The 23538-nt window shown below is 57.0% G+C and carries 25 protein-coding genes; 13 read left to right on the top strand and 12 right to left on the bottom strand.

Features of this window, described 5'->3' with window-relative positions; translation table 11 throughout:
* Position 1: 1 nt before the first annotated feature.
* Positions 2-1003 carry a polyprenyl synthetase family protein gene (locus J7400_RS07630; RefSeq protein WP_209061555.1) on the bottom strand — a complete coding sequence of 334 codons (1002 nt, stop codon included), beginning with the start codon at positions 1001-1003 and terminating at the stop codon, positions 2-4.
* A 59-nt stretch (positions 1004-1062) separates the two neighbouring features.
* Here J7400_RS07630 and J7400_RS07625 point away from each other — a divergent pair, with 59 nt between their 5' ends.
* From J7400_RS07625 to J7400_RS07615, 3 genes are all read left to right on the top strand, one after another.
* Positions 1063-1284: a DUF2007 domain-containing protein gene (locus J7400_RS07625; RefSeq protein ID WP_209061553.1), complete on the top strand. Its 222-nt coding sequence runs from the start codon at positions 1063-1065 to the stop codon at positions 1282-1284.
* Positions 1281-2039 (top strand): methyltransferase, encoded by a 759-nt coding sequence (locus J7400_RS07620; RefSeq protein WP_209061551.1) that lies wholly within the window; start codon positions 1281-1283, stop codon positions 2037-2039. Before J7400_RS07625 ends, J7400_RS07620 begins: the two co-directional genes overlap by 4 nt.
* A gap of 181 nt (positions 2040-2220) precedes the next feature.
* Entirely contained in the window at positions 2221-2385 is a 165-nt protein-coding gene (locus tag J7400_RS07615) for a YdcH family protein (protein ID WP_209061549.1), read from the top strand.
* Positions 2386-2388: 3 nt separating this feature from the next.
* On the opposite strand, the gene J7400_RS07610 is transcribed toward J7400_RS07615, so the two are convergent.
* Together J7400_RS07610 and gcvA are read right to left on the bottom strand one after the other, a co-directional pair.
* A complete protein-coding gene (locus J7400_RS07610) occupies positions 2389-3255 on the bottom strand; it encodes an EamA family transporter (protein ID WP_209061535.1) in 867 nt (288 codons plus the stop codon).
* Positions 3252-4202, bottom strand: coding sequence for a transcriptional regulator GcvA (gcvA, locus tag J7400_RS07605; RefSeq protein ID WP_209061533.1), 951 nt, complete (start codon positions 4200-4202; stop codon positions 3252-3254). The genes J7400_RS07610 and gcvA overlap by 4 nt, the downstream gene beginning before the upstream one ends.
* Between gcvA and J7400_RS07600 the strand changes: the two genes are divergently transcribed.
* Positions 4181-4474: a hypothetical protein gene (locus J7400_RS07600; RefSeq protein ID WP_209062109.1), complete on the top strand. Its 294-nt coding sequence runs from the start codon at positions 4181-4183 to the stop codon at positions 4472-4474. The two genes, gcvA and J7400_RS07600, sit on opposite strands and share 22 nt — an antisense overlap.
* 85 nt (positions 4475-4559) lie before the next feature.
* Here the strand turns inward: J7400_RS07600 and phbB are convergent, their stop codons facing one another.
* From phbB to J7400_RS07575, 5 genes are all read right to left on the bottom strand, one after another.
* Positions 4560-5282, bottom strand: coding sequence for an acetoacetyl-CoA reductase (phbB, locus tag J7400_RS07595; protein WP_209061531.1), 723 nt, complete (start codon positions 5280-5282; stop codon positions 4560-4562).
* A 194-nt stretch (positions 5283-5476) separates the two neighbouring features.
* Positions 5477-6652 carry an acetyl-CoA C-acetyltransferase gene (locus tag J7400_RS07590; protein ID WP_209061522.1) on the bottom strand — a complete coding sequence of 392 codons (1176 nt, stop codon included), beginning with the start codon at positions 6650-6652 and terminating at the stop codon, positions 5477-5479.
* Between the two features lie 210 nt (positions 6653-6862).
* Positions 6863-7705: an EAL domain-containing protein gene (locus J7400_RS07585; RefSeq protein ID WP_209061521.1), complete on the bottom strand. Its 843-nt coding sequence runs from the start codon at positions 7703-7705 to the stop codon at positions 6863-6865.
* A gap of 285 nt (positions 7706-7990) precedes the next feature.
* Positions 7991-8617 carry a DUF4189 domain-containing protein gene (locus J7400_RS07580; RefSeq protein ID WP_209061519.1) on the bottom strand — a complete coding sequence of 209 codons (627 nt, stop codon included), beginning with the start codon at positions 8615-8617 and terminating at the stop codon, positions 7991-7993.
* A gap of 156 nt (positions 8618-8773) precedes the next feature.
* Positions 8774-9376 carry a TlpA disulfide reductase family protein gene (locus J7400_RS07575; RefSeq protein ID WP_209061517.1) on the bottom strand — a complete coding sequence of 201 codons (603 nt, stop codon included), beginning with the start codon at positions 9374-9376 and terminating at the stop codon, positions 8774-8776.
* A 22-nt stretch (positions 9377-9398) separates the two neighbouring features.
* Between J7400_RS07575 and argH the strand changes: the two genes are divergently transcribed.
* The 5 genes from argH to J7400_RS07550 all read left to right on the top strand — a co-directional run bounded on the left by argH (position 9399) and on the right by J7400_RS07550 (position 15536).
* Entirely contained in the window at positions 9399-10790 is a 1392-nt protein-coding gene (argH, locus tag J7400_RS07570) for an argininosuccinate lyase (protein ID WP_209061514.1), read from the top strand.
* A gap of 131 nt (positions 10791-10921) precedes the next feature.
* Positions 10922-11119 (top strand): hypothetical protein, encoded by a 198-nt coding sequence (locus J7400_RS07565; RefSeq protein ID WP_209061512.1) that lies wholly within the window; start codon positions 10922-10924, stop codon positions 11117-11119.
* A gap of 138 nt (positions 11120-11257) precedes the next feature.
* Positions 11258-11566 carry a DUF2834 domain-containing protein gene (locus tag J7400_RS07560; RefSeq protein WP_209061510.1) on the top strand — a complete coding sequence of 103 codons (309 nt, stop codon included), beginning with the start codon at positions 11258-11260 and terminating at the stop codon, positions 11564-11566.
* Positions 11567-11666: 100 nt separating this feature from the next.
* A complete protein-coding gene (lysA, locus tag J7400_RS07555) occupies positions 11667-12932 on the top strand; it encodes a diaminopimelate decarboxylase (RefSeq protein ID WP_209061508.1) in 1266 nt (421 codons plus the stop codon).
* A 36-nt stretch (positions 12933-12968) separates the two neighbouring features.
* On the top strand, positions 12969-15536 hold the full coding sequence (locus J7400_RS07550) for a TIGR02302 family protein (RefSeq protein ID WP_209061506.1): 2568 nt from the start codon (positions 12969-12971) through the stop codon (positions 15534-15536).
* Positions 15537-15593: 57 nt separating this feature from the next.
* On the opposite strand, the gene J7400_RS07545 is transcribed toward J7400_RS07550, so the two are convergent.
* Complete coding sequence (locus tag J7400_RS07545; protein WP_209061504.1) at positions 15594-16691, bottom strand: zinc-ribbon domain-containing protein; 1098 nt, start codon at positions 16689-16691, stop codon at positions 15594-15596.
* 144 nt (positions 16692-16835) lie between these two features.
* Here J7400_RS07545 and J7400_RS07540 point away from each other — a divergent pair, with 144 nt between their 5' ends.
* The 4 genes from J7400_RS07540 to J7400_RS07525 are packed head-to-tail and all read left to right on the top strand — an operon-like array spanning position 16836 to position 19744.
* Positions 16836-17513: an ATP-binding cassette domain-containing protein gene (locus tag J7400_RS07540; protein ID WP_209061502.1), complete on the top strand. Its 678-nt coding sequence runs from the start codon at positions 16836-16838 to the stop codon at positions 17511-17513.
* Positions 17510-18412, top strand: coding sequence for an FtsX-like permease family protein (locus tag J7400_RS07535; RefSeq protein ID WP_209061499.1), 903 nt, complete (start codon positions 17510-17512; stop codon positions 18410-18412). Before J7400_RS07540 ends, J7400_RS07535 begins: the two co-directional genes overlap by 4 nt.
* Positions 18412-19155, top strand: coding sequence for a lysophospholipid acyltransferase family protein (locus J7400_RS07530; RefSeq protein ID WP_209061497.1), 744 nt, complete (start codon positions 18412-18414; stop codon positions 19153-19155). The genes J7400_RS07535 and J7400_RS07530 overlap by 1 nt, the downstream gene beginning before the upstream one ends.
* The gene (locus J7400_RS07525) at positions 19139-19744 is read left to right on the top strand and encodes a pyridoxamine 5'-phosphate oxidase family protein (protein WP_209061495.1); all 606 of its coding nucleotides are present in this window, start codon (positions 19139-19141) and stop codon (positions 19742-19744) included. Before J7400_RS07530 ends, J7400_RS07525 begins: the two co-directional genes overlap by 17 nt.
* A gap of 62 nt (positions 19745-19806) precedes the next feature.
* Here the strand turns inward: J7400_RS07525 and lpdA are convergent, their stop codons facing one another.
* The 3 genes from lpdA to odhB form a co-directional block, all read right to left on the bottom strand.
* Complete coding sequence (lpdA, locus tag J7400_RS07520; RefSeq protein ID WP_209061493.1) at positions 19807-21204, bottom strand: dihydrolipoyl dehydrogenase; 1398 nt, start codon at positions 21202-21204, stop codon at positions 19807-19809.
* A gap of 79 nt (positions 21205-21283) precedes the next feature.
* The gene (locus J7400_RS07515; RefSeq protein ID WP_209061491.1) at positions 21284-21673 is read right to left on the bottom strand and encodes an MAPEG family protein; all 390 of its coding nucleotides are present in this window, start codon (positions 21671-21673) and stop codon (positions 21284-21286) included.
* Between the two features lie 356 nt (positions 21674-22029).
* Positions 22030-23535 (bottom strand): 2-oxoglutarate dehydrogenase complex dihydrolipoyllysine-residue succinyltransferase, encoded by a 1506-nt coding sequence (gene odhB / locus J7400_RS07510; RefSeq protein WP_209061489.1) that lies wholly within the window; start codon positions 23533-23535, stop codon positions 22030-22032.
* Positions 23536-23538: the final 3 nt, after the last annotated feature.

Raw genomic sequence — 23538 nt, 5'->3', positions numbered from 1 at the left:
CTCAGTTGAGGCGCTCAACCACGTAGTCGGCGATGCCGATTAGCAGGTCGCGGATGGCGTGCTCCGGAAGCTGTTCCATCGCGGCCTTGGCCTTTGCGGTCCAAGCGTATGCGTCATCACGTGTTGCTGTGAGCGTGTCGTATTTGGCCATCAGCGCGAGAGCATGCTCTAGGTCGCCGTCTTCCTGGCGGCCCTTCTCAATGGTCCGCACCCAGAATTCGCGCTCTTCTTCTGTGGCCTGAGCGACCGCTTTGATCACCGGCAGGGTGAGTTTGCGCTCGCGGAAATCATCACCGATGTTCTTGCCGGTCTGAGCAGTATCGCCCTGATAGTCCAGCAAATCATCAGCGATCTGGAATGCGATCCCAAGTGCGTCACCGTAGTTAAACAGTGCTTTGACCAATTTCGGATCCGCGCCAGCGATCACGCCGCCAACTTCGGTCGCTGCGGAGAAAAGCGCCGCTGTTTTACCGCGCACGACTTGCAGATACACGTTTTCGTCGGTGCGAAGATCGGTGGCGGCAGTGAGCTGCAGCACTTCACCTTCTGCGATGGTTGCCGAAGCATTGGACAAAATCCGCAGAACGTCGATTGATCCGGTTTCTGTCATCAGCTGGAAGCTGCGGGAGAAGAGATAGTCGCCAACAAGGACAGAGCTCTTGTTGTCCCAGAGAAGATTCGCGGTGGGGCGGCCGCGGCGCTGGGCGCTTTCGTCGACCACATCATCATGCAGCAGCGTCGCTGTGTGGATGAACTCCACAGTGGCAGCGAGATGTACATGAAAGGGGCCTTCGTAGCCACAGAGACGCGCGGCGGCGAGTGTGAGCATGGGGCGCAAGCGCTTGCCACCCGCGCCAACCAGATGCGCTGTGACCTCAGGAATTCGCGGCGCATGTTCAGAGGCCATACGCTCCTGGATCAGGCCATTCACGGCCTCCATATCGTCGCGCAACAGAGTGGCGAGGGCTTCATGCGGTTTACTTGCAGCGTGATCGAGGCTCATCTGTGACTTCCTGATGTGAGGGGTCGACATTCGGCGATCCCTGACTTTACATCCCCATTATGAAAGAGCTTTTGCGCAGCACAGATCCGACCATCATCGCATTCGCCACAGCCCTGCTTCAGGGGGAGGGTATAGACTGCTTTGAAATGGACGTAAATATGAGCATCCTCGAAGGCGGGATCGGAATATTCCCGCGTCGTTTGATGGTGCGATCAGCAGATTTGCAGCAGGCAGAGCGGGTTATGCGCGACAATGAGATCGCGCTGGGCCGGCCGGTATGAGCCAGGCGCTCACCAAAAACGCCTTTTTGAATGGTCGTGTGCAACTTTGGCAGCCCAAAGATGGCTATCGGGCCGGCGTGGATCCGGTTCTCCTGGCAGCCTCTATCCCGGCCAAATCCGGCGATCGTGTCCTTGAACTGGGCTGTGGGGCGGGCGCCGCGTTTCTGTGTTTGTGCAAACGGGTTGCGGACCTAACCTGTGACGCTGTGGAGATACAGGCTGACTATGCAGCTCTGGCGCGAAAGAATGTTCAGGAAAACGATGTGGATGCCACGATCTGGGAAGCTGATTTGGCGGAGCTCCCAGAGGAGCTTAGACAGCGGCAGTTTGATCACATTTTTGCGAACCCACCCTATTTTGATCGGGCAGCGGGAACATTGGCTCAGGACATGGGGCGCGATCTGGCAAGAGGCGAGCTGACACCTTTGAGTACGTGGGTCTGTGTGGCCGCGAAGCGGTTGGCTCCCAAAGGCACAGCAACCTTTGTGCACCGCGTAGAGAAGATGCCCGAGCTGCTTTCAGCGATGATGCCTGTGTTAGGCTCATTAGAGGTTTTGCCGCTTCAAGCGCGGGCTGGGCGCGCTGCAGGCTTGGTGCTGGTGCGCGGGCGCAAAGGTGGGCGCGGGGCGTTTAAGCTGCATGCGCCTTTGTTGATGCATGAGGGCGCGGAACACTTGCGAGATGGGGAAAGTTATACGCCTCAGGTGCGCGCGGCTTTGCGAGAAGGCGCTCCGCTCCCATTTCCGGAAAAATAGTTTTCTTGCCAGAAATGATTCGATGGGAAATCGGCGCTGTTTTGCGTCAGTTTTGCGAAGGTGAGGCTGCGCGTTGGCGGAAATTTTCCTGTGTTTCGAATACGACACAGTCGGTGCGTGACAGGCGGTAAATTCTGTGCTGCACTGTTTGGGCTAAAGATCGTTTGGATAGGAGACCAAGATGAGCGTAAGCGCACACCTGCAAGAGCTGAAACGCAAACATGAAGCCCTCTCTGATCAAGTCGAACAGGAACAACGTTCGCCAGGCAGCAGTGACCTCGCCATCGCCGACCTAAAGAAGCAAAAACTCCGACTTAAAGAAGAGATCACGCGTCTCTCGATATAAGTTCTAGTTAGATTTTAGACTGGCGCGCGCGGCGAGTATGGCGCCGCCAGTCACAAGCAAGGCAGCGACCGCCAAGTACAAGGTTGGTTCTGCGAAGCCAAATCCCACCAAAGCCAATGTCGACAAGATAGGTGCCGAATAAGACGCGGTGCCCAAGAGTTGAATGTCGCCGCGCTTCACACCGATATCCCAGACATAGAAGGCCAACCCTACCGGACCCAGCCCTAGCGCTAGGACAGAGCTCCAGCCCAAGGAGCTGTCCGGCCAAGCAGTGTCCTCAAAGAGGATATGGAGTCCGGCGGAAAGCATTGCGGTGGCAAGGCAAAATACCACAACTGAAACGGTAGGCACATCGCCGAGGCGGCGGGAAAACACCGAGTAGCTCGACCAGGTGAAAGCGCAGGCAAGAGCCAATGCGTATCCGGGTAAATGTTCCGGGTTAAAGCCGATCCCGCCGCCGCCAATGATCAAGGCGGCGCCGACAAACCCCAACAACGCACCGAGCAGGTGGCCCGCCCGTAACTTTTCACCGGGCAACAGGCCTGAGAGCAGCACAATGAGGAGCGGCCAAAGGTATGCAATTAGTCCAGCTTCCGCGGCTGGTGCCAAGCGCAGAGCGCTGAAGTATAGTGCGTGATAGCCAAAGAGGCCGATTGTCCCAAAGAGGTAGACTCTGAACGGCACCTTGGAAAGCGCGCGCCATTCGCCTGTGACCGCGGCCCAGACGACGCCAAGGGTGCCGCCAATGGTGAAACAAAGCGCGTTCAGCAACAGAGGCGGCGTGGGGGCGCTGCCAACGGTGAGAAGCGCCAGCAGCGCCCAGAGCAGAACTGCGATGAAACCCATGGCGGTGGCTTTGCTGCGCGTCATGTGGGGAAAATCTCTTCAATGGGTGTCAGGGTTAAGGCTTCCGTCACTGCCGAAGTTTTTTCAATCTCTTTCATCATCCAGGCGTGGAATGCTGCAATATGCGGGCGGGCCTGAGTGCCTTCGCGGCAGAGGAAACGAAACCCAGCCTTAAGGGAAATGGCCTGTCCGTAGGGGGCAACGAGGCGTCCTTCATAAATGTCTTTCACCACCAGAGCACGTCGGCCCAAGGCAATTCCTGCGCCTGCAAGGGCTGCGTCAATACTATGATCTGCGCCGGTGAAGCGTGGACCATGGCTGGTGTCGATATCGAGGTTCATCAGGCGGCACCATGCGGCCCAATCTGCGCGGGGCCGCAGGAAGTCTATTGATTCATCGTGGATCAGCGTGGCGCCAGAGAGGCTCTCTATAGTGGGGAACCGCTCTGCCAACTCTGGCACCATAACCGGGGTGACCCATTCACGGGCCATCGGGAAGGACCAAAGGCCAGCTTCCTTGCGATCCTCGCCAAAGCGGATCGCGACATCCACCTCATCACGGTTGAAGTCCAGATTGCGTAGGGTTGCGGAGAAACGCAGGTCGATCTCTGGGTGCGCGCGTGCAAATTCATAAAAGCGCGGGGCAAGCCATTTGGCAGTGAAGGCAGGGCCGGCGGTGACCATCAAAGTCGCGTCGTCTGTCTGGCGTTGCGCGCTGCGCCAAGCTGAGGATAGGGTCTGAAATCCTTCCTGAACGCCGGGAGCAAGGGTCTTGCCGATTTCCGTGAGTGCGACAGCGCGATTGAGGCGGTGGAACAGCGGTGCCCCCAAATGCTCTTCAAGAGATTTGATCTGATAAGAAAGCGCGGCTGGAGTCACGTATAATTCCTCTGCGGCTTTCGCGAAGGACATATGGCGTGCAGCGGCCTCAAAAGCGCGTAAGGCGGTGAGTGGGGGAAGACGATCCGGCATCTTCAGTTAAATACAGTTTAACTGAACCCTTGAAAAGTCTCGTTTGTCGGGAACTACGGATAAAGCCATATTGGGTGCAGTTAGACATTCCTCCAGTAGCAAGTGAGAACGCCATGATTGAAACTGCTTACAATGCCCGCACCCGCCAAGCTTTCGAGGCCGCGCACGCAGAGCGCAGCAAAATCTTCGTTGGCTTCTTCAAATCCTTGTTTGGCACCAAAAAAGTTCCGCTGAGCCAGATGGCACTTACGGAACCGTCCCGCTGTGCATGAGATGTGAATTTCAAACACTTACGGGGCATAAAGAAAGGGCCGGTCCATGTGGGCCGGCCCTTTGCGTTTGGCGGGGATCCAGAGATCAGACGAAGAATTGCCCACCGTTGGCGGAAATCGTGGAGCCATTGATGAACCCGGCATCTTCAGAAGCGAGGAAGCTCACGCAGCGCGCGATTTCTTCAGGCTCTCCCAAACGGCCTGTAGGAATTTGGCCGATGATGGATTCGCGCACCTTCTCCGGCACAGCCATCACCATCTCAGTGGCGATGTAGCCGGGGCAAATGGCATTCGCGGTGATGCCGGCACGGGCGCCCTCTTGCGCGAGAGATTTCACAATACCCAAGTCGCCCGCTTTGGTAGCAGCATAATTCACCTGAGCGAATTGACCTTTCTGGCCATTGATCGAGCTGATCACAATGATGCGGCCAAATTTGCGCTCGCGCATACCTGGCCATACCGGGTGAACAGTGTTGAACACACCGGTGAGGTTGGTATCCACAACTTCTTTCCATTGTTCCGGGGTCATTTTGTGAAACGGCGCGTCGCGGGTGATGCCCGCGTTGGCGACCACGATGTCAATTGGGCCCAGATCTGCTTCGACCTGGGCGATGCCCGCAGCAGAAGCCTCATAGTCTGCCACGTTCCATTTATATGTCTTGATGCCGGTGGCTTCGGTGAAGGCGGCTGCCTTTTCGTCGTTGCCTGCATATGTAGCTGCAACTTCATAGCCGTCCGCTTTGAGTGCTTTAGAAATGGCTTCTCCAATGCCACGGCTTCCGCCGGTGACGAGTGCTACTCTTGCCATAGTGGTCCTCCAGTTCAAATTTACTTAGTAACTCTGTTACGTATTTATGCATTAATTCGCAAGAAAATTGCGCGGTGAAAGTGCCGCATCGCAGATATTTTTTTCTGCTTGTGCGAAATTGACCTCCCAAAGGCACAAAAAAAGGGCGCCAGATAGGCGCCCCTTCGCGTTGTAAAACGTGCTGGGGCGCAGGCTTAGGGGCGCTCAAGGCACATAGCCACGCCCATACCGCCGCCGATGCAAAGTGTGGCGAGACCTTTCTTGGCATCGCGACGCTGCATTTCAAAAAGAAGTGTGTTCAGAATGCGCGCACCAGAAGCGCCAATCGGGTGACCGATTGCGATTGCACCACCGTTGACGTTTACGATCTCGGGATTCCAGCCCATGTCCTTGTTCACGGCACAAGCCTGTGCGGCGAAGGCTTCATTGGCTTCCACAAGATCAAGATCTTCGGCGGACCAACCTGCTTTGTCCAATGCTTTGCGGGATGCATAAATCGGACCAACGCCCATGATCGATGGGTCCAGGCCAGCGGTCGCATAGGATGCGATGCGGGCGAGTGGTTCGATGCCGCGCTTCTCGGCTTCGTCTGCGGTCATCAGCAACGCGCCAGCGGCGCCATCGTTGAGGCCGGAGGCGTTGGCCGCCGTGACAGAGCCATCTTTGGTGAAGGCCGGACGCAGCTTCTGCATGCCTTCGATGGTTGCACCATGACGGATGTATTCGTCTTTATCGACGATGATGTCACCCTTGCGGGTCTTCACGGTGAAGGGGATCACTTCATCTTCGAATTTGCCGGCTTTCTGAGCCGCCTCAGCTTTGTTTTGAGATGCGAGCGCAAATTCGTCTTGCGCTTCGCGGCTGATTTGCCATTTCTCGGCGACGTTTTCGGCAGTCTGGCCCATGTGATAGCCGTTGAATGCATCCCAAAGACCGTCGCGGATCATGCTGTCGATGTACTTTACATCGCCCATTTTGGTGCCAGCACGCAGGTGTGCCACGTGGGGAGAGAGCGACATGCTTTCCTGCCCGCCTGCGGCCACGATGTTCGCGTCGCCAAGCTGAATGTGTTGTGCTGCGAGGGCGACAGCGCGCAGACCGGACCCGCACACCTGGTTGATGCCCCACGCGGCGCTTTCGATCGGCAGGCCCGCATTGATATGTGCCTGACGCGCCGGGTTTTGGCCTTGGCCCGCGGTCAGCACTTGACCCAGAATAGTCTCAGAAACGTCTGCTTTTTCGATGCCTGCGCGGGCCACCAGCGCTTCCAAAACCGCAGCGCCAAGATCGTGTGCTGGGGTGTTGGCGAATGATCCGCTGAAGCTGCCGACTGCGGTGCGTGCCGCGGAGGCGATCACTACGTTTGTCATTTGAAAATCCTCTACCAAATTCTGGGTGAAGGGTGCGCCCGGTTCTCCTCAACCAAAGGTGCAATCTTCCTCTCCAAAGGCTGAATAGCGCATTTGCCGCACTGCGGCAACGGTGAGGGTATTGGGGTGTCAAAGTGGCGCGGACGGTTGGCAAGGCTTCGCCTGCCAAACTGAGCCAACAGGTTTTCAGATGGTAGTGGGTGCGTCGGGCTATGCAGCGCTGCGTTTTTCTTTGCGCGATTTCCAAGGTGGGGAGATCGTTGGGGCGCCAAAGGCAAACCCCTGCAAGCAATCAAAGCCAAGATCTGTCATCATCTGTGCATCTGCTGGGCTTTCGATGCGGCTTGCAACGGAGTGCATGTCAAAGCGCTCGCAGATCGCAGCGACAGCACTCGCAAGCACTTGGTTTGCCGCGTCCGTTGCGATGTTGCGGCTGAAAGAGCCGTCCAGCTTGATAATGTCAAAATCAAAATCACGGAACACAGTCAGAGTGGTGAGCCCGCTGCCGTAGTCGTCCAGGGCAAAGGACATGCCTTTGATCTGCAACTCTTCCATGAACCCTTTGACGATTTCGGGCACTTGGACCACCGATTTTTCGGAAATCTCAAAAATAAGGCGCTCAGGAATCGTTGCCGAGCGGGACAGACCACGCTGCAGGCAATCCATCCAAGGGGCATAGCCAATGGAGCGGGCGGACATGTTGATGGAAAGGCGTAGCGCGGGCTGTTCTGCCAGCGCCTTCAAACCAAGCTCCAGTGCAAGCACATCTAGCTGACGGCCAAGCTCGCTGTCCTCAACGGCTCTCATGAAATCCTTTGCGGGAATGATCCGGCCGGTTTCATCCAAGACCCTGACAAGCGCTTCGTAAAATGCTGGGCGTTTGGTGTTGGAGGCCTGCACCACAGGTTGGTATGCGAGCATCACCTGTTTGTGCGCTATGGCCTCTCGCACCATATCCAAGGTCGAGGAGTCTCGCGTGTCAACAGCGTAGGCAAGCGGGCTGCGATGCTCTCGCGGCGTCCCTGCAGAATTTTTCTTGGTCGGGCGACCCATGGCAGACTCCCGGTTTCCCAATAGTGCGTCCCTCATCTTAGGCGCGGACAAATGAAACAACGCTTAAACTGCTAAGCAGAAAAATGCTTTACTAGTGAGTATTTACGATCGATTTTAGCCAATTTGCATGGACACGGTGCGTGGCCGCTACTTTCCATTGATTTCCTGTCGGTTCTGGGCGGATGGCAAAGCGAGCGCTTCTTCTGTGAAATTTTCCTAAAATCTCTGGAGACCTCAGCAAAACTGGTGGTGGCTAAATAAGCCTTGCAAAGAGGGACGTGGCCATCAGCGTGATAGGTGGATAAGGCGGCACCCTTGCCGTGAGGGAGCGGCCACCACAGGCTTCAATAATTTTGGCACATCACGCATCAGTTTAAGGGCGGATTTCGCGCAGCGTTTCAGCGCTTCTTTTTCGGCGAAATCGCGTGTGGGCTCAGCCCAGGAATAGCCAACCGCACCATTGTCAGACACCGCAAAGGCGCCAAATCGTTTGCCATTTTGCAGGCGAAGGTATTCCTTAAATTCGCTATTGGCGTCGCGTGAAAGAGTTTCACCATTTTCGGGAGGCGTAAAATTCTTGGGTGTGACGCGGGCGTATAGAACGCAGTGCCGCGGGTTTTTGGATTTCGCATGGCAGGCCGCGCGCGCGTAGTAGTCGGCAAGTTCAATGGAATTTACGTTTGAGAAGCTTCCAGCGAGCCGCTCCGGACGATTCACATAGATACTGCCGAAGTATTCAGCCTTCCGGCGAAACTGTCTGAAAGATGACTTAGCATCGCCTTTTAGCGAGAAGTCTTTGAGTTGCTCGAGCTTACTGCGCTTGCTTTGAGGCATGACATCTTCGGCGGTCAGCACTTGAGCTGGCAGCAGTAAACTTAGTGTCACAAGCAAGAGCAAACTAAATCGGGTCATCTGGCGGCCCACTCTAAATCGTCAAAGTTAAAAAATGCCCGCCTTTTTGAGGTCAGTGCATCAGCTCGGCGATCAGCGATCACGGCAAATGCTTCGAAATTTATCAATATCTTGGGAGGTTATCGCGAAACCCAATACGGGGTTTCGCAATTTGCTTTATTGAGCGGTCAGCTCGATCACGCCTGAGAGAATTGCACGGGCAGTATCGCTGGACCAATCGGCATCGCCATGAAGGCGCGCGATTTCATTGCCTTCACGATCCAGCAATACGGTTGCGGGCAAACCCAAAACTCCCATGTCGCGCGCGACGGCGCTTTGAGGATCGCGGTGAAGCGGCAGGTTGGAAACATTGATCTCTTCAAAGAACTTTTCCATTGCCGGCACCAGGTTGCGCCCGGTCGCCAGGGTCACCACTTCGAAATCATCGCCCGACAGCTGTGATTGCAACTCAGACAACATGGGCATTTCATGGCGGCAGGGCGCACACCAGGTTGCCCAGAAGTTCAGCAACACAACCTTGCCTCCATAGCCTTGCAAAGTTGCCTCAGTGCCTTCCCCCGTAACAAAGGACTTTTCAGAGATATCCTTTGGCTTGGGGTGGAAGATGAGCTTGCGCATATCACCTTCGCGCAGCTCCTTGACGGCAGTGTAATCCAGCTCGGCGGCCTGTGCTGGGGCGGTGAATGTGACAAAGGACATGGCGGCAATTGCGATTGCTGCCAAGCCTGTATAAACCGACGCGGACCTATTTCGTTTCATTTTCGCTCCAAAAGGGCTGCTCATGACCAAAGATACCTCGAACCAGATGTGGGGCGGCCGTTTTGCCGCTGGACCGGACGCCATAATGGAAGCGATCAACGCTTCTATCGGGTTCGATCAGCGAATGGCAGCGCAGGACATTGCTGGCTCTCGGGCCCACGCGGCGATGCTCGCCAAGACAGGCATCCTGACAGATACCGATGCGGAAGCCATTCGGGAAGGCCTGCTCACGGTCTTGTCAGAGATTGAAAGCGGAACGTTTGAATTCTCCACCGCGCTGGAGGATATCCACATGAACGTGGAGGCGCGCTTGAAAGACCTGATTGGGGAGCCAGCTGGGCGTCTTCATACGGGCCGCAGCCGCAATGACCAGGTGGCGACCGATTTCAAACTCTGGGTGCGCGATCAGATTGACGCGGCCATTGGTGGGATCGAAGCTTTGATCCGCGCCTTTGTTGCACAAGCCGAAGTGGGTGCCGATTGGGTGATGCCGGGTTTCACGCATCTGCAGACTGCCCAGCCGGTGACGTGGGGCCATCACATGATGGCTTACGTGGAGATGTTTGGGCGCGACTTGAGCAGGTTCAAAGATGCACGTGCGCGTATGAACGAATCTCCCTTGGGCGCAGCGGCGCTTGCGGGAACCTCTTTCCCGATTGATCGCGAGATGACGGCTGCGGCGCTGGGCTTTGATCGTCCGGCGGCCAACTCATTGGATGCTGTCGCGGATCGCGACTTCGCGCTGGAGTTTCTGTCTTCTGCCAGCATCTGTGCGATGCACTTGAGCCGTTTTGCCGAAGAACTGGTGATCTGGTCCTCCGCACAGTTCCGTTTTGTCACGCTGTCTGACCGCTTCTCTACGGGCAGCTCGATCATGCCGCAGAAGAAGAACCCTGACGCAGCCGAATTGATCCGCGCCAAGATTGGCCGGATTTTTGGAGCCAACACTGCGCTTCTGATGGTGATGAAAGGCTTGCCGCTAACTTATTCCAAGGACATGCAGGAAGACAAAGAGCAGGTCTTTGATGCAGCGGACAACCTGATGCTGGCGCTGGCGGCGATGGAAGGCATGGTCAAGGATATGACTGCCAACCGCGAAAGCCTTGAAGCAGCTGCGGGCAGCGGCTTTTCCACCGCGACTGATTTGGCGGACTGGCTTGTGCGTTCACTCAACATGCCGTTCCGTGATGCACATCATGTGACCGGCTCGCTGGTGGCGATGGCGGAGAGCAAAGCCTGTGATCTGCCGGATCTCACTTTGGAAGACATGCAGAGTGTAGACAGCGCCATCACCGAGGATGTGTTTGGTGTTCTGGGCGTGCATAACTCCGTGTCTTCGCGCATGTCTTACGGTGGTACTGCACCAACACGAGTGCGTGAGCAGATCGCTTCCTGGCAGGCCAGGTTGGGCTAAATCAGCTCTAACGTCTTGGATGCCCCGGCTTTTGCTGGGGCATTTTTGTTTGTGGGAAAGGTTTCCAATCGCTTTGCGCTATTGCGCTTGATGCGATAAAACGATCCTCGCTGATTTAGGAGACTGCGCCGATGCTAAGGATCTATTTTGCGATGCTGAGCCTGCTTGTGATCGCTGCATGTGGCGCCGATGGCGAGCCGTTTAAACCGCGTGCAAATGCCAATATTGGTATCGGTTCTGATGGTGTGCATACCTCCGGAAACGTTGGCATTAGCAATGGCACCGTGAGCATCTCGATTGGTGGCGGCTGCCGCTGGTACGGGTGCTGATACTCTGCGGATTGCCCTCAGGTGCTTGAAATCGCGCCAATAATCGCATCATTCTGATCTGGAATCTTCAAACGCGCGTAGCGTTTGCAGAGACATTGGAGCGCGCAACGGCGCGAGTGGGGAGGAATGATGTCAGCAATGCGGTGGATTTATCTGGGTTTGGCAATCTGGGGCGCGATTATGCCAATGCGGTACTTTGGGCCGTGGATTGCCGAAAATGGCTTTGATCTCCCGGCATTGGTCGCCTTGTGGAAAGCAAATCCAGCGGTGACCGGCATTTACTGGGATCTGGTGATCTCGGCGATTGCGCTCACGGTATGGGTGGTTTTTGAAGCGTTCTCGCGTCGCAACTGGCTTGGGCTGCTCGCTATACCTGCGACCTGGATGGTTGGTGTAAGCTTTGGTTTGCCATTGTTCCTATTCTTGCGTTCAAAACCGCAGAGCTGAGATCTTTCCTATGAAAGCGCGCTTGGCAGGATTGAATGGTCATTGCCTGCCGCGTAAGAGGGAACGGTAGCGACGCAAAGGACTTCAGGAGAGCTCGGCCATGGATCATTTTCTTTATCGTGAGGGCGTGTTGCATGCCGAAGATGTTCCGGTGACTGAAATTGCATCGCGGGTTGGCACACCTTTCTACTGTTATTCCACCGCGACGCTTGAGCGCCATTTCAAATTGTTTGATGAGGCGCTGGAGGGCACCGAGCATTTGGTTTGTTATGCTATGAAAGCGGCCTCAAACCAGGCGATCCTTAAGACCCTCGCGGCGCTGGGCGCAGGCATGGATGTGGTCTCTGGTGGCGAATACGCCAGAGCGAAGGCCGCGGGCGTGCCCGGCGACAAAATCGTGTTTTCGGGTGTCGGCAAAACCGAAGAAGAGATTGAGGCGGCGTTGACTGGCGGTATCCGCCAATTCAACGTGGAGAGCGAGCCAGAGATGGCGGTTATCAGCGCAGTTGCAAGCCGCTTGGGTGTTGAGGCTCCAATCACCATTCGCGTGAACCCAGATGTCGATGCCAAGACACATGCCAAGATCGCAACCGGCAAATCCGAGAATAAGTTTGGCATTCCGATCAGCCGTGCGCGCGAGGTCTATGCCTTGGCGGCTTCGCTTCCCGGCCTCAAGGTCGTAGGCATTGATGTGCACATAGGTAGCCAGTTGACACAGCTAGAGCCATTTGCGGCGGCGTATCGCAAGGTCGCCGAGCTGACAGAGTTGCTGCGCGCAGATGGGCATGACATCAAACGACTGGATTTGGGAGGAGGACTGGGCATTCCGTATGAACGGTCCAACACAGCCCCACCGTTGCCGGTCGAGTATGGTGCCATGGTCAAGCGGGAACTTGGGCATTTGGGCTGTGAGATCGAGATTGAGCCCGGCCGTTTGATCGCGGGCAATGCCGGTATCATGGTCAGCAAGGTGATCTACGTGAAATCTGGCGAAGATCGGGAATTCTTGATCGTGGACGGCGCGATGAACGATTTGATCCGCCCAGCGATGTATGAGGCGCATCACGATATTGTCCCTGTTTCCGAGTCAGCTCCCGGAGAAGAGCCCGGTAAATACGACATTGTTGGTCCGGTGTGTGAAACCGGTGATACCTTCGCCAAGGAACGCGAGATGGCCAAGCTGGCCGCAGGCGATCTCGTTGCGTTCCGCAGTGCGGGGGCCTACGGCGCCGTGATGTCCAGCGAATACAATACCCGGCCTCTGATCCCGGAGGTTTTGGTGCACGGCGATCAATTTGCGGTTATCCGCCGACGCCCGAGCTATGAAGAGATGATAAATCGGGATAGCATTCCAGAATGGTTGTAGGGCCAGACGGCCCAAGGCAGTGCGGATGGGAGTGACGTGGCTTTAAAAAACAGGTCTGAAGCTACTCTAAAGCGTCTTGGCAGAGTTATTGCTCTGACACGCGCAGGCCTGTTTGCAGAATCAATCACCCGCGCGTTCTGGCCGGTTTGGTCCATTCTCTTTGTTGTTCTCGCAGCGCTGATGATCGGCGTGCAGGATGTATTGCCGCTTGAGGCGACTTGGGTCGGTGGTGTACTGGCGCTTTTGGCGCTGGTGGCGGCTCTCGTGATCGGTGCTCGGCGCTTTAAAGTGCCAACGCAGGAAATGGCCATTGCGCGTTTGGATGCCACCTTGCCGGGGCGGCCCCTTCAGGCATTGAGAGACACACCCGCCATTGGCAAGGGAGACGCCGCTTCGGAGGCGCTATGGCAGGCTCACCAGACGCGCATGGCGCAACGGACGGAACGTGCCAAGGCGGTTGAGCCGAATTTACGGATTTCCTATCTGGATCCCTTTGGCTTGCGCTATATCGCAACCTTGTTCCTGATGGTCGCTTTCGTTTTTGGTTCGGCTGCCAACATCTCTTCGGTGAAAGATATTGGAGCGCCGGGCGGGGCCGCGCTGGCCAGCGGTCCCACTTGGGAGGGCTGGATCGAGCCGCCTTCTTACACAGGCAAACCAGCGCTTTATCTGAATGACCAACCTGAAGGAGGCTTGGAGGTTCCTGAAGGCAGCCGTGTTGTCTTGCGCCTCTATGGTGAGGTCGGTGCGCTTACGGTTGCAGAGACAGTCTCAGGTCGCACCAGCGTTGTTGAGAGTGCGGCGGATGCAGAGCAGAGCTTTGATGTCGCCCAGTCTGGCGCGCTTGAAATTTCCGGGAACGGCGGCGCCAGCTGGGACATTGCGGTGTTGCCGGATGGCGCCCCGACGGTCATAGCCACACAGCCTCCGGAGACGTCCGGCCGTGGAGAGATGACGCTGCCGATTGAAGCGACAGATGACTATGGCGTCGTGGGCGGTACGGCAGTTGTGCGCTTGGATATGAGTGCGATTGAGCGCATCTACGGACTGCGGGTGGCACCTGAAGAGCGCCCCGATGTCGAAGTGCCACTGCCTTTGCCGATTTCGGGAGACCGGGCCTATTTTCAGGAAGTCCTCATCGAAGATTTCTCCAAGCATCCTTGGGCGCATCTGCCGGTCGAAGTCACTTTGACCGTCGAGGACGATGCCGGGCTGACGGGCACAACAGGCACGATGCGGTTTGCGTTGCCAGCGCGCCGATTCTTTGACCCGCTCGCCGCAGCGATAGTTGAGCTGAGGCGTGATCTCCTTTGGTCGAAGGAGAACGGTGCCCGTGTTGCGCAGTTGATGCGCGCGATTTCGCATCGTCCAGAAGAAGGCGTTTTTAAGCAGGAAACAGATTACCTGCGGTTTCGAACCATTTTGAAGCGGCTTGAAACCAATGTGTCCCACGGGCTGACAGACGAGAAACGTGACGAGTTTGCAGAAGCGCTTTGGGCCTTGGCGCTTGATCTGGAGGAAGGTGATCTCGGGAGTGCAGCAGAACGGCTGCGCCAGGCACAGGAACGTCTGTCAGAAGCGATGAAAAACGGCGCCAGCGACGCCGAGATCGCGCGATTGATGCAGGAGCTGCGTGAAGCAACCGAAGATTATCTGCGCGAATTGGCGCGGCGCGATCAGCAGCAAGGCGATGGTCAGGAAAATCAGGACACGGCGCAGAACAATATGCAGCTCAATCAAAATGATTTGCAGCGCATGATGGACCGCATCCAGGAATTGATGGAGCAAGGCCGCATGGCGGAAGCGCAGCAGGCTTTGGAAGAGTTGCAGCGGCTCATGGAGAACATGCGGGTCACCCAAGGTGAAGGGCAGCAAAGCCCGGGTGAGCAGGCGATGCAGGGCTTGGCGGATACATTGCGCGAACAGCAGGGGCTTTCTGATGAAGCCTTCCGTGAACTGCAGGAGCAGTTCAACCCCGGTGCCCAAAGTGGCCAATCCAGCGAAAATCAGGGCTTCAGCGGCGGTGAAGGACGTGGGCAGGCCCATGACGGCACCGGTGGCGAAGGGCGCGGAGAAGGCGAAGGCGAAACAGGGCAAGCCGATGGTCAGCAGCTCGGCCAATCTGAAGCTCTTGAAGACCGCCAGCAAGCTTTACGTCAGGAACTTAATCGTCAGCTTGGCAACCTGCCAGGCCAAGGAATGCAGGAAGGCGATGCCGCGCGTGAAGCTTTAGGGCAGGCCGAGAGCGCAATGGAAGGCGCAGAAGAAGCTCTGCGCCAAGATGATTTGGCCACCGCAATCGACCGGCAAGCTGAGGCGATGGATGCGCTGCGCGAAGGCATGCGCAATTTGGGCGATGCGATGGCGCAACAACAGCAGGAAGGTCAACAGGGTACGGCAGAGGCGCAAGGTAACGCGCAAGATCCCCTGGGCCGCAGTCAGGGCAACCGTGGTGCAGCTGGCACCCAAGAGGGCTTGTTGCAGGGCGAAGATGTTTATCGTCAGGCGCGCCGTTTGCTTGACGAGATCCGCCGTCGCGCAGGCGAGGCCGAACGGCCTGAGATTGAGCGCAACTATCTGGAGCGTCTGCTCGATCGCTTCTGAGGTCGATCTCCGAAAGTGAGAAACGGCCCAGTTGTCAACAGCGAGCTATCGCGCGGCTTAGCCTGTCATCTCATTTAGTTTGAGAAACAGCTGGGTCACTTTGTCATCCAGCCAGATGCGGGTGTCATTGGCTGATGCCATAAAGCCTTCAATGAAGGGCGCCGCTTCTGGATAGCGCAGACTTAGGGTGTCATGTGAACTGTAGACAAAGATCGCTGCCGCAGCGAGCATGAGCACGACGCAGAAACCCAGCCGGAAACCTCTGCCACGCCGCAGTCGTTCGTCAACTGCCTTGCGTGGGTCAGCCTTTCGTTTGGGCATTTCCGTACTGCGTAAAGTTGAGTTGATTTCCTCGATGTCGGGCAAAAGATCACGACGGGTAGAGCGCCGGTCTTTGACCTTTGTTTTCCGAAGTTTCGGCTGCTCTTGGCCTCGAAGTCGATCTACACGAGCTGCAACCGGATCTGAAGCTTCAGTCGTGTCATCATGACCGGCATCATCGAGCCCTAGGTCGCCCTGTGTCTCCAGACTTTGCGGCTCTTCAGCAGCGCGGGCTTGAAATTCATACGCAGCTTCTTCACGCAGGATATCGGCGACGTCAGCGTCAAGTCCGCGGCGAGGGCGGTCCGAACTGTTTTGTGCAGGCCCTTGTTGCTCGTATTCATCTTCGGAGGTTTCTTCCGAGGTGTGTTCATCCTCAACGGTCTCATCCTCGAGATCTTCGTAGAAATCCTCATCATCGGGTTCCAGGGCTGAACGTGCCGCAACCTCGGCCGCATCGGGGTCGGTCCAGGCTTCGTCGGTCTCCAGATCCCAATCTGTACCGCCCAGATCAATATCGTCCGAGTCGGTCTCTTCTTCCGCTGAAATGTCCTCCGCAGTTTCCGGAGATATCGAAATTTCCGGTGGCTCGATTTCTTCAAAAGGCTCAGCTTCGGGCGCGTCTTCTACAGGCTCAGCATTCACGTCCTCGCCTGAGGGTGTCTCAGCGGGTACGGACTCTTCCTGAGTGGCTTCGAGTTCCACGGAGTGGTCAGGATGCGTCTGGAACCAGGTGTTGCCGCAGTTTGAGCATTGCACATCACGCCCCGCGGTGGGGATGATGTCGTCTGGTACTTCGTACTGTGCTCCGCAATTTGGGCAAGTCAGCCGCATAGTCTTCCCCTGCGCTCCCAATTCTTATCTTTGTTTGTGAACCATATTCTGTAATCAGACTTTGCGAAAGTGCAAAGCCGGACCAGAACGGATTGCAACCAAGACGATGCTCGTGCACAACAGCCAAGACAAATGAGGCCCGCAGTGATCGAACTTGATAACATAGCCTATAGCTACGGCGGTGGAGAGCTGCTGAGCGATGTTTCCCTTAAACTTGCACCGGGGTCATTCCACTTTCTCACCGGCCCGTCTGGTTCAGGGAAAACGACGTTTCTGAAGCTTTGCTACGGTGCGCTGACCCCGACGTCAGGCCAAGTGCAGCTGTTTGGAAAAGATGTCCGCAACATGACGCGGGATGATCACGCGATGACCCGTCGTCAGATCGGTGTCGTGCATCAGGACTGTCAGTTTCTGGACCACCTGCCAGTGCGCGAAAATGTGGCCCTACCGCTTACGGTGTCTGGGCGAGAGACACTTGAGCAACATTCCAACTTGAAAGAGCTGCTCAGTTGGGTGGGCCTTGGCCATCGTGCCAATGCTTTGCCGCCAGAGCTGTCTGGTGGTGAGCGGCAACGCGCGGCACTGGCGCGTGCCGTGATCATGTCACCTGACGTGGTGCTCGCAGATGAGCCCACCGGCAACGTGGATTGGGAAATGTCACAACGACTGCTGCAGTTGCTTGTGGAGCTTAATAAGATGGGCAAAACCATCCTGATCGCGACCCATGATCTCAATCTCATTAGGTCCGCCAAGCACCATGTGCAGGCCCGGGTGCTGCGCATTTCCGGTCGGAAACTGCAACTGGCAGGAGCGGACCTATGAGCAAGAAACTCCGGCTTTCTTCTCTCATTGTTGGCGATGCGCAAGCGGACCGAGTTGTTCCGCCAACAGGGTTTACCGCGCGTTTGACGCTGTTTGCCGCTGGTGCGATGGCTTTTTTGACCGTTTTTGCGCTCGCGCTTTCGCTCGCAAGTGGACGGTTGGCCGCGCGTTGGGGAGCGGAGCTGGCGCAGAGCTCCACACTTAGAATTTCCGCGCCCGCTGAACAGGTCGGCGCGCAGACGGCAGCTGCGCTGGCTGTGTTGGAAAGCACACCGGGTGTCGCGTCAGCCAGAGCACTCAGCGCGGAAGAGCAGCGCGGGTTGCTTGCACCCTGGTTTGGGCCTGACCTTCCGATTGACAGCTTACCAATCCCACAGTTGGTAGAAATCGTAGAGACCGAAGAGGGGTATGACGTAGCGGGGCTGCGGTTGCGCTTGCAGGCAGAGGTGCCTGGTGCTGTGCTGGATGATCATACACGATGGCGCCGTCCGTTGGAGCGGGCCGCAGCACGGTTGCGTCTGCTTGGCTTGGTGTCGATAGGTCTCATTGGAGCGGCTATCGCGGCGATGATCACGCTGGCGGCCAATGCTGCCTTGGCTGCCAATTCTCAGGTGATTTCGGTGCTGCGCTTGATAGGCGCACAGGATCACTACATCGCGTCCGCCTTTGTGCGGCGCTTCACCCTTCGCGCACTGAGCGGTGCCTTTGTGGGCACCGCCATCGGGGCGCTGGCGATCTTTCTGATGCCTTCCGCACAAGAGGATGGCGGTTTCCTAACCGGATTGGGATTTGAGGGCGCAGGATGGTTCTCGCTCTTATTGATCCCGATTGTGGCTGCGGTTGTGGCCTATTTTGCAACGGGGTCTGCCGCGCGCAGAACCCTGTCGGAGTTGACCTGATGCGGCTGACTGTTCAATGGATTCTCTCAATCATCTACGTGTTTCAAAACGCGGTGATGATGTTGCTGATGGGCATTCTTTTCTTCCCGTGGGCGCTTGTCTCCCCCAAAGGGGCAATGACGGCCTGTAAGTCCTACGCAACTTGGGCGATCTGGAGTGCGCGCTGGCTGGTGGGAATCCGATCTGAGGTACGGGGGCAGGTCCCGACAGGAGCGGTGTTGGTTCCGGCGAAGCATCAGTCTTTTCTGGACATCATGATGATCTTCAAAGCGGTGCCTCAGCCCCGATTCATCATGAAATACGAGCTTCTGTTCACTCCGATTATTGGTGTCTATGCTTGGCGGCTTGGCTGTGTACCGGTGCGGCGTGGCAAGCGGGGCGCGGCCATCAAATCGATGTTGGCGGATGTGGAGAGCGGACGTGTGGCCCCGGGGCAGCTTGTGATCTATCCTCAAGGAACGCGGGTGCCGGTTGGAGAGTATGTTAAATACAAGATAGGGCCCTTCGCGCTTTACAAAGAAACAGGTCAGACCGCGGTTCCCGTCGCAACTAATGCGGGGATGTTCTGGCCCAAAGGCACTATGTTGCGCAAACCTGGATTGGCCGTGGTTGAATTTCTTGAGCCTATTGCCCCAGGTGCTGCGCAGAAGGATTTCATGACACAGCTTGAGACGGTCATTGAGGATCGTTCCAATGCATTGATGCGCGAAGCAGGGTTTGATCCAGATGGAGTACGTCACTGATATTGCTGAGCTTGAGGCTCTTTACGGTACACCGGGTTCCGCTTCTTTGCACAAAGTGGCGCACCAAATGACGCCGCTTTATCGCAAATGGATCATGGCCTCCAGATTCTGTGTGCTGTCAACGGTTGGGCCAGATGGGACAGATGGCAGCCCGCGGGGCTATGATGGCCCGGTGGTGCGGGAATTGGACGCCCAGACGCTAGTGATGCCCGATTGGCGCGGCAACAACCGGATTGATACGCTTCGTAACATCGTGGCCGACGGACGCATTTCTTTGATGTTTATGGTACCGGGGGCCAACAATGTGGTGCGGATCAATGGTTTCGCTAAAGTGACCATCGATCAAGAGCTGCGCGAAAGCTTCGAGGTGAAAGGGCAGCATCCGCGGTCAGTGATTGTGATCAAGATTGGTGAAATATATTCGCAATGCGCGCGAGCGGTTATGCGGGCGGGGCTCTGGTCAGTAGGTGACGAGAGCGCTCAATTGCCGACTGTAGGTGAGATCCTCGCTGAACAGACCCAGGGTGCGGAGGGCGGCCAAAGCTACGATGATGGCTGGGCCGCACGGGCGGCAAAGACCATGTGGTGACGTTTGCATAGAAAAAGGGCGCCTGATGGGCGCCCTTCGTCTTTTTGATGTCTGACAGAGACTTAAGCGTGGATCGCACCGTCACCACAAGCCAGAGCGGCTTCGCGCACGGCTTCGGAGTAGGTCGGGTGGGCGTGACAGGTCAGGGCGATGTCCTGAGCGGATGCGCCGAATTCCATTGCAACGCAGATCTCGTGGATCATGTCACCGGCTGCCGGGCCGATGATCGCTGCGCCGAGCACGCGATCGGTTTCCGCATCTGCGATGAGTTTCACAAAGCCATCGGCCTGATGCACGGCCTTAGCGCGGCCGTTGCCCATGAAGTTGAACTTGCCCACTTTGATCTTGCGGCCTTCGGCTTTCAGAGCGGCCTCTGTGGCGCCAACGGTGGCCACTTCCGGAGTGGTGTAGACCACACCGGGGATCACGTCGTAGTTCACGTGGCCATGTTTGCCAGCGATTACTTCGGCAACCGCCATGCCTTCGTCTTCGGCTTTGTGTGCAAGCATCGGGCCTTCGATGACGTCGCCGATTGCGTAGACGCCTGGCACATTGGTGGCCCAATGTGCGTTGGTTGCGATCTGGCCGCGCTCGGTCAGTTTGACGCCAAGGGTGTCGAGGCCCAGACCTTCGGAGAATGGCTTGCGTCCTGTGGCAACCAGCACCACATCCGCGTCCAGCGTTTCTTCAGTATCCGGGGATTTCTTCAACGCATATTTGACCTTAGCTTTGGACTTGGTTGCTTCCACACCGGACACAGCAGCGCCCATGATGAACTTAAGACCCTGCTTTTCCAGAATGCGTTTGAAGGTACGCTGAACGTCCGCGTCCATGCCTGGGCAGACTGCATCCATGTACTCAACCACAGTGACTTCGGAGCCGAGGCGTGCGTAAACAGAGCCGAGTTCCAAACCGATTACACCCGCGCCGATGACGGTCATCTTCTTTGGAATCTTTGGCAGATCAAGCGCGCCAGTGCTGTCCACCACGATGCCTTTGTCGTTGTCGACTTCAACGCCGGGCAGGGAGGATGGTACGGAGCCGGACGCGATCACGATGTTTTTGGTTTCGTGTACGTCGTCGCCAACTTTGACTTTGCCGGCCTCAGGGATCGATGCCCAGCCTTTGAGCCAGTCGATCTTGTTCTTCTTCATGAGGAACTCAACACCGCCGGTGTTCTGGCCAACCACCTCGGATTTATAGGTTTTCATCTGATCCCAGTCGACCTTCACGGCGCCGGTTTTAAGACCCATGCCTGCGAAGTTGTGCTCGGCTTCGTGCAGCTCATGGGTGGCATGCAGCAGGGCTTTGGACGGGATACAGCCAACGTTAAGGCAGGTGCCGCCGAGGGTTTCACGGCCCTCTACGATGGCGGTTTTCAGGCCCAGCTGAGCGCAGCGGATCGCAGAGACATAGCCGCCCGGGCCAGCGCCGATGATGATGACGTCATAAGTTGCCATTTACGGGGTCCTTTTGATTTGAGGGAACCGGGCATTGTGAAATTTGCCGCCACAGTTCGAAGATTGTATTATTTGTCAGTTAGATAAGTGCTGCGACGAGCATCGCCATAGTGGCGAAGAAGCTCACCAACCAGATGACTGTGCGCCAAGGTTGCCATGCCAGAGCATACGCTGGGACATAGAGCAGTCTTGCGCCAAGATAGATGCTCGCGCAAGTCGCGGTGAAGCCTGTGGACTGGCCGGAAACTGAGACCACCAATGCGGCGGTGGCAAAGAGCACAAGACCTTCGGTGTGGTTGGCCAGTGCACGGTGCATACGCCCAACAGCGCCGGGGCGTTCGCCTTCCTGATCACGTGGTCCCATAGCCCAGTCGAGATCCATCTTGCCGTGCCCAACCGTGAGATACGCGAGGAACTGCAAGCCCCAGAGCAGGCCTGCATAGGTCAGGATTGTCAGTTCGTGGGTCATGGGGAGCGTCCTGTTGTGGTGATTTGGTCTTTGTATCGGGCTTTGGCAGAGGCGTCAGGTCAAGCGAAATTTCGGGTCGGTATCGCGTCGGTATTGCAGCTGTATAGCGTCGTTAAAGCGGGTGTGCTTTTGTCGGTAAAAGAACATGAGCTTTGATGCGAGTAGGGCACGGTAGCTGACGCATTTTAGATGTGCATCCTCCCCGACATCTGGGGCGAGCGGAATGGAGGCGATCTTGTTCAAAGATCATTGTCTGCCCTCTGTGTGTGCCCTGAGTTGCCAGCGAACCATCGCCACGCTCAAGAGCGGCCGATAACGAATGCGGGGCTGGAGTGTGTTCCAGCCCCGCAATTGTCTTACAGATCCATCAGCAGGCGACGGGGATCTTCCAGCGCTTCTTTGACGCGTACGAGGAAGGTCACAGCACCTTTGCCGTCAACGATGCGGTGGTCATAGCTGAGCGCCAGATACATCATCGGGCGGATCACCACTTGACCGTTGATCGCCATTGGACGGTCCTGAATTTTGTGCATGCCCAGGATGCCGGACTGCGGTGGGTTCAGGATCGGGGAAGACATCAGGGAGCCGTAAACACCACCGTTGGAGATGGTGAAGGTGCCGCCCTGCATCTCTGCCATGGAGAGCTTGCCGTCGCGTGCGCGTTTGCCTTTCTCGGAAATCGCTTTCTCGATGTCGGCAAAGGACATGCTGTCCGCATCACGGATCACAGGCACAACCAGACCGGTTGGGGTGCCTGCCGCAACGCCCATGTGTACGAAGTTTTTGTACACGATGTCGGTGCCGTCGATCTCTGCGTTCACTTCAGGCACTTCTTTCAGAGCGTGGCAGCACGCTTTGGTGAAGAAGGACATGAAGCCCAGACGCACGCCATGTTTCTTTTCGAACTGGTCTTTGTACTGGCTGCGCAGAGCCATCACCTCGGTCATGTCCACCTCGTTGTAGGTGGTGAGCATGGCGGCGGTGTTCTGGCTGTCTTTCAGGCGGCGCGCAATGGTCTGACGCAGACGGGTCATTTTCACGCGCTCTTCGCGAGACGCATCCTCAGCTGCTACAGGTGCGCGCGGTGCGGCTGCTGGGGCCGGAGCAGCTGCTGCCGGTGCCTGAGCAGGGACGAGAGCGGCTTTCAGCACATCTTCTTTCATGATGCGACCGTCGCGACCAGAGCCGGTCACAGCGGCTGGATCAATGCCTTTTTCTGCCATCAGTTTGTTGGCGGAAGGTGCATTTTCCACATCCGCAGAAGGGGCCGGTGCTGCCGCTGCTGGGGCTGCTGCAGGCGCTGCTGCTGCGGCACCCGCTGCACCGCCGATCACGGCGAGCTTCGCGGTGGCGTCGACAGTGGTGCCTTCTGGCGCGAGAATTTCGCTCAGTACACCAGCGGCAGGGGCCGGTACTTCAACGGAGACCTTGTCGGTTTCCAGCTCACAGAGCATTTCGTCTTGGGCAACGGTGTCACCCACAGCTTTGAACCATGTGGAAACGGTTGCTTCGGTCACAGACTCGCCCAGAGTTGGGACCATCACATCCACAGCGTCGCCACCGGCCGCAGCCGGTGCGGCTGCTGGAGCTTCCGCCGCCGCTGGGGCAGGGGCTGGTGCCGCACCTTCACCTGCGGTGATGGTGGCCAGCAGGGCGTCAACACCTACGGTGTCGCCTTCGGCTGCAACGATTTCGCCCAGAACGCCGGCCGCTGGCGCAGGTACTTCGACGGTCACTTTGTCGGTTTCCAGTTCGCAAAGCATTTCGTCCACGGCAACCGCATCACCCGGCTTTTTGAACCAGGTGGCGACGGTCGCTTCGGTGACGCTTTCGCCAAGAGTGGGGACTCGGACTTCGGTCATGGA

This window comes from Shimia sp. R9_2, assembly GCF_017743735.1.
GTDB lineage: Bacteria > Pseudomonadota > Alphaproteobacteria > Rhodobacterales > Rhodobacteraceae > Shimia.
This window is presented reverse-complemented; position numbering and strand designations above follow the sequence as displayed.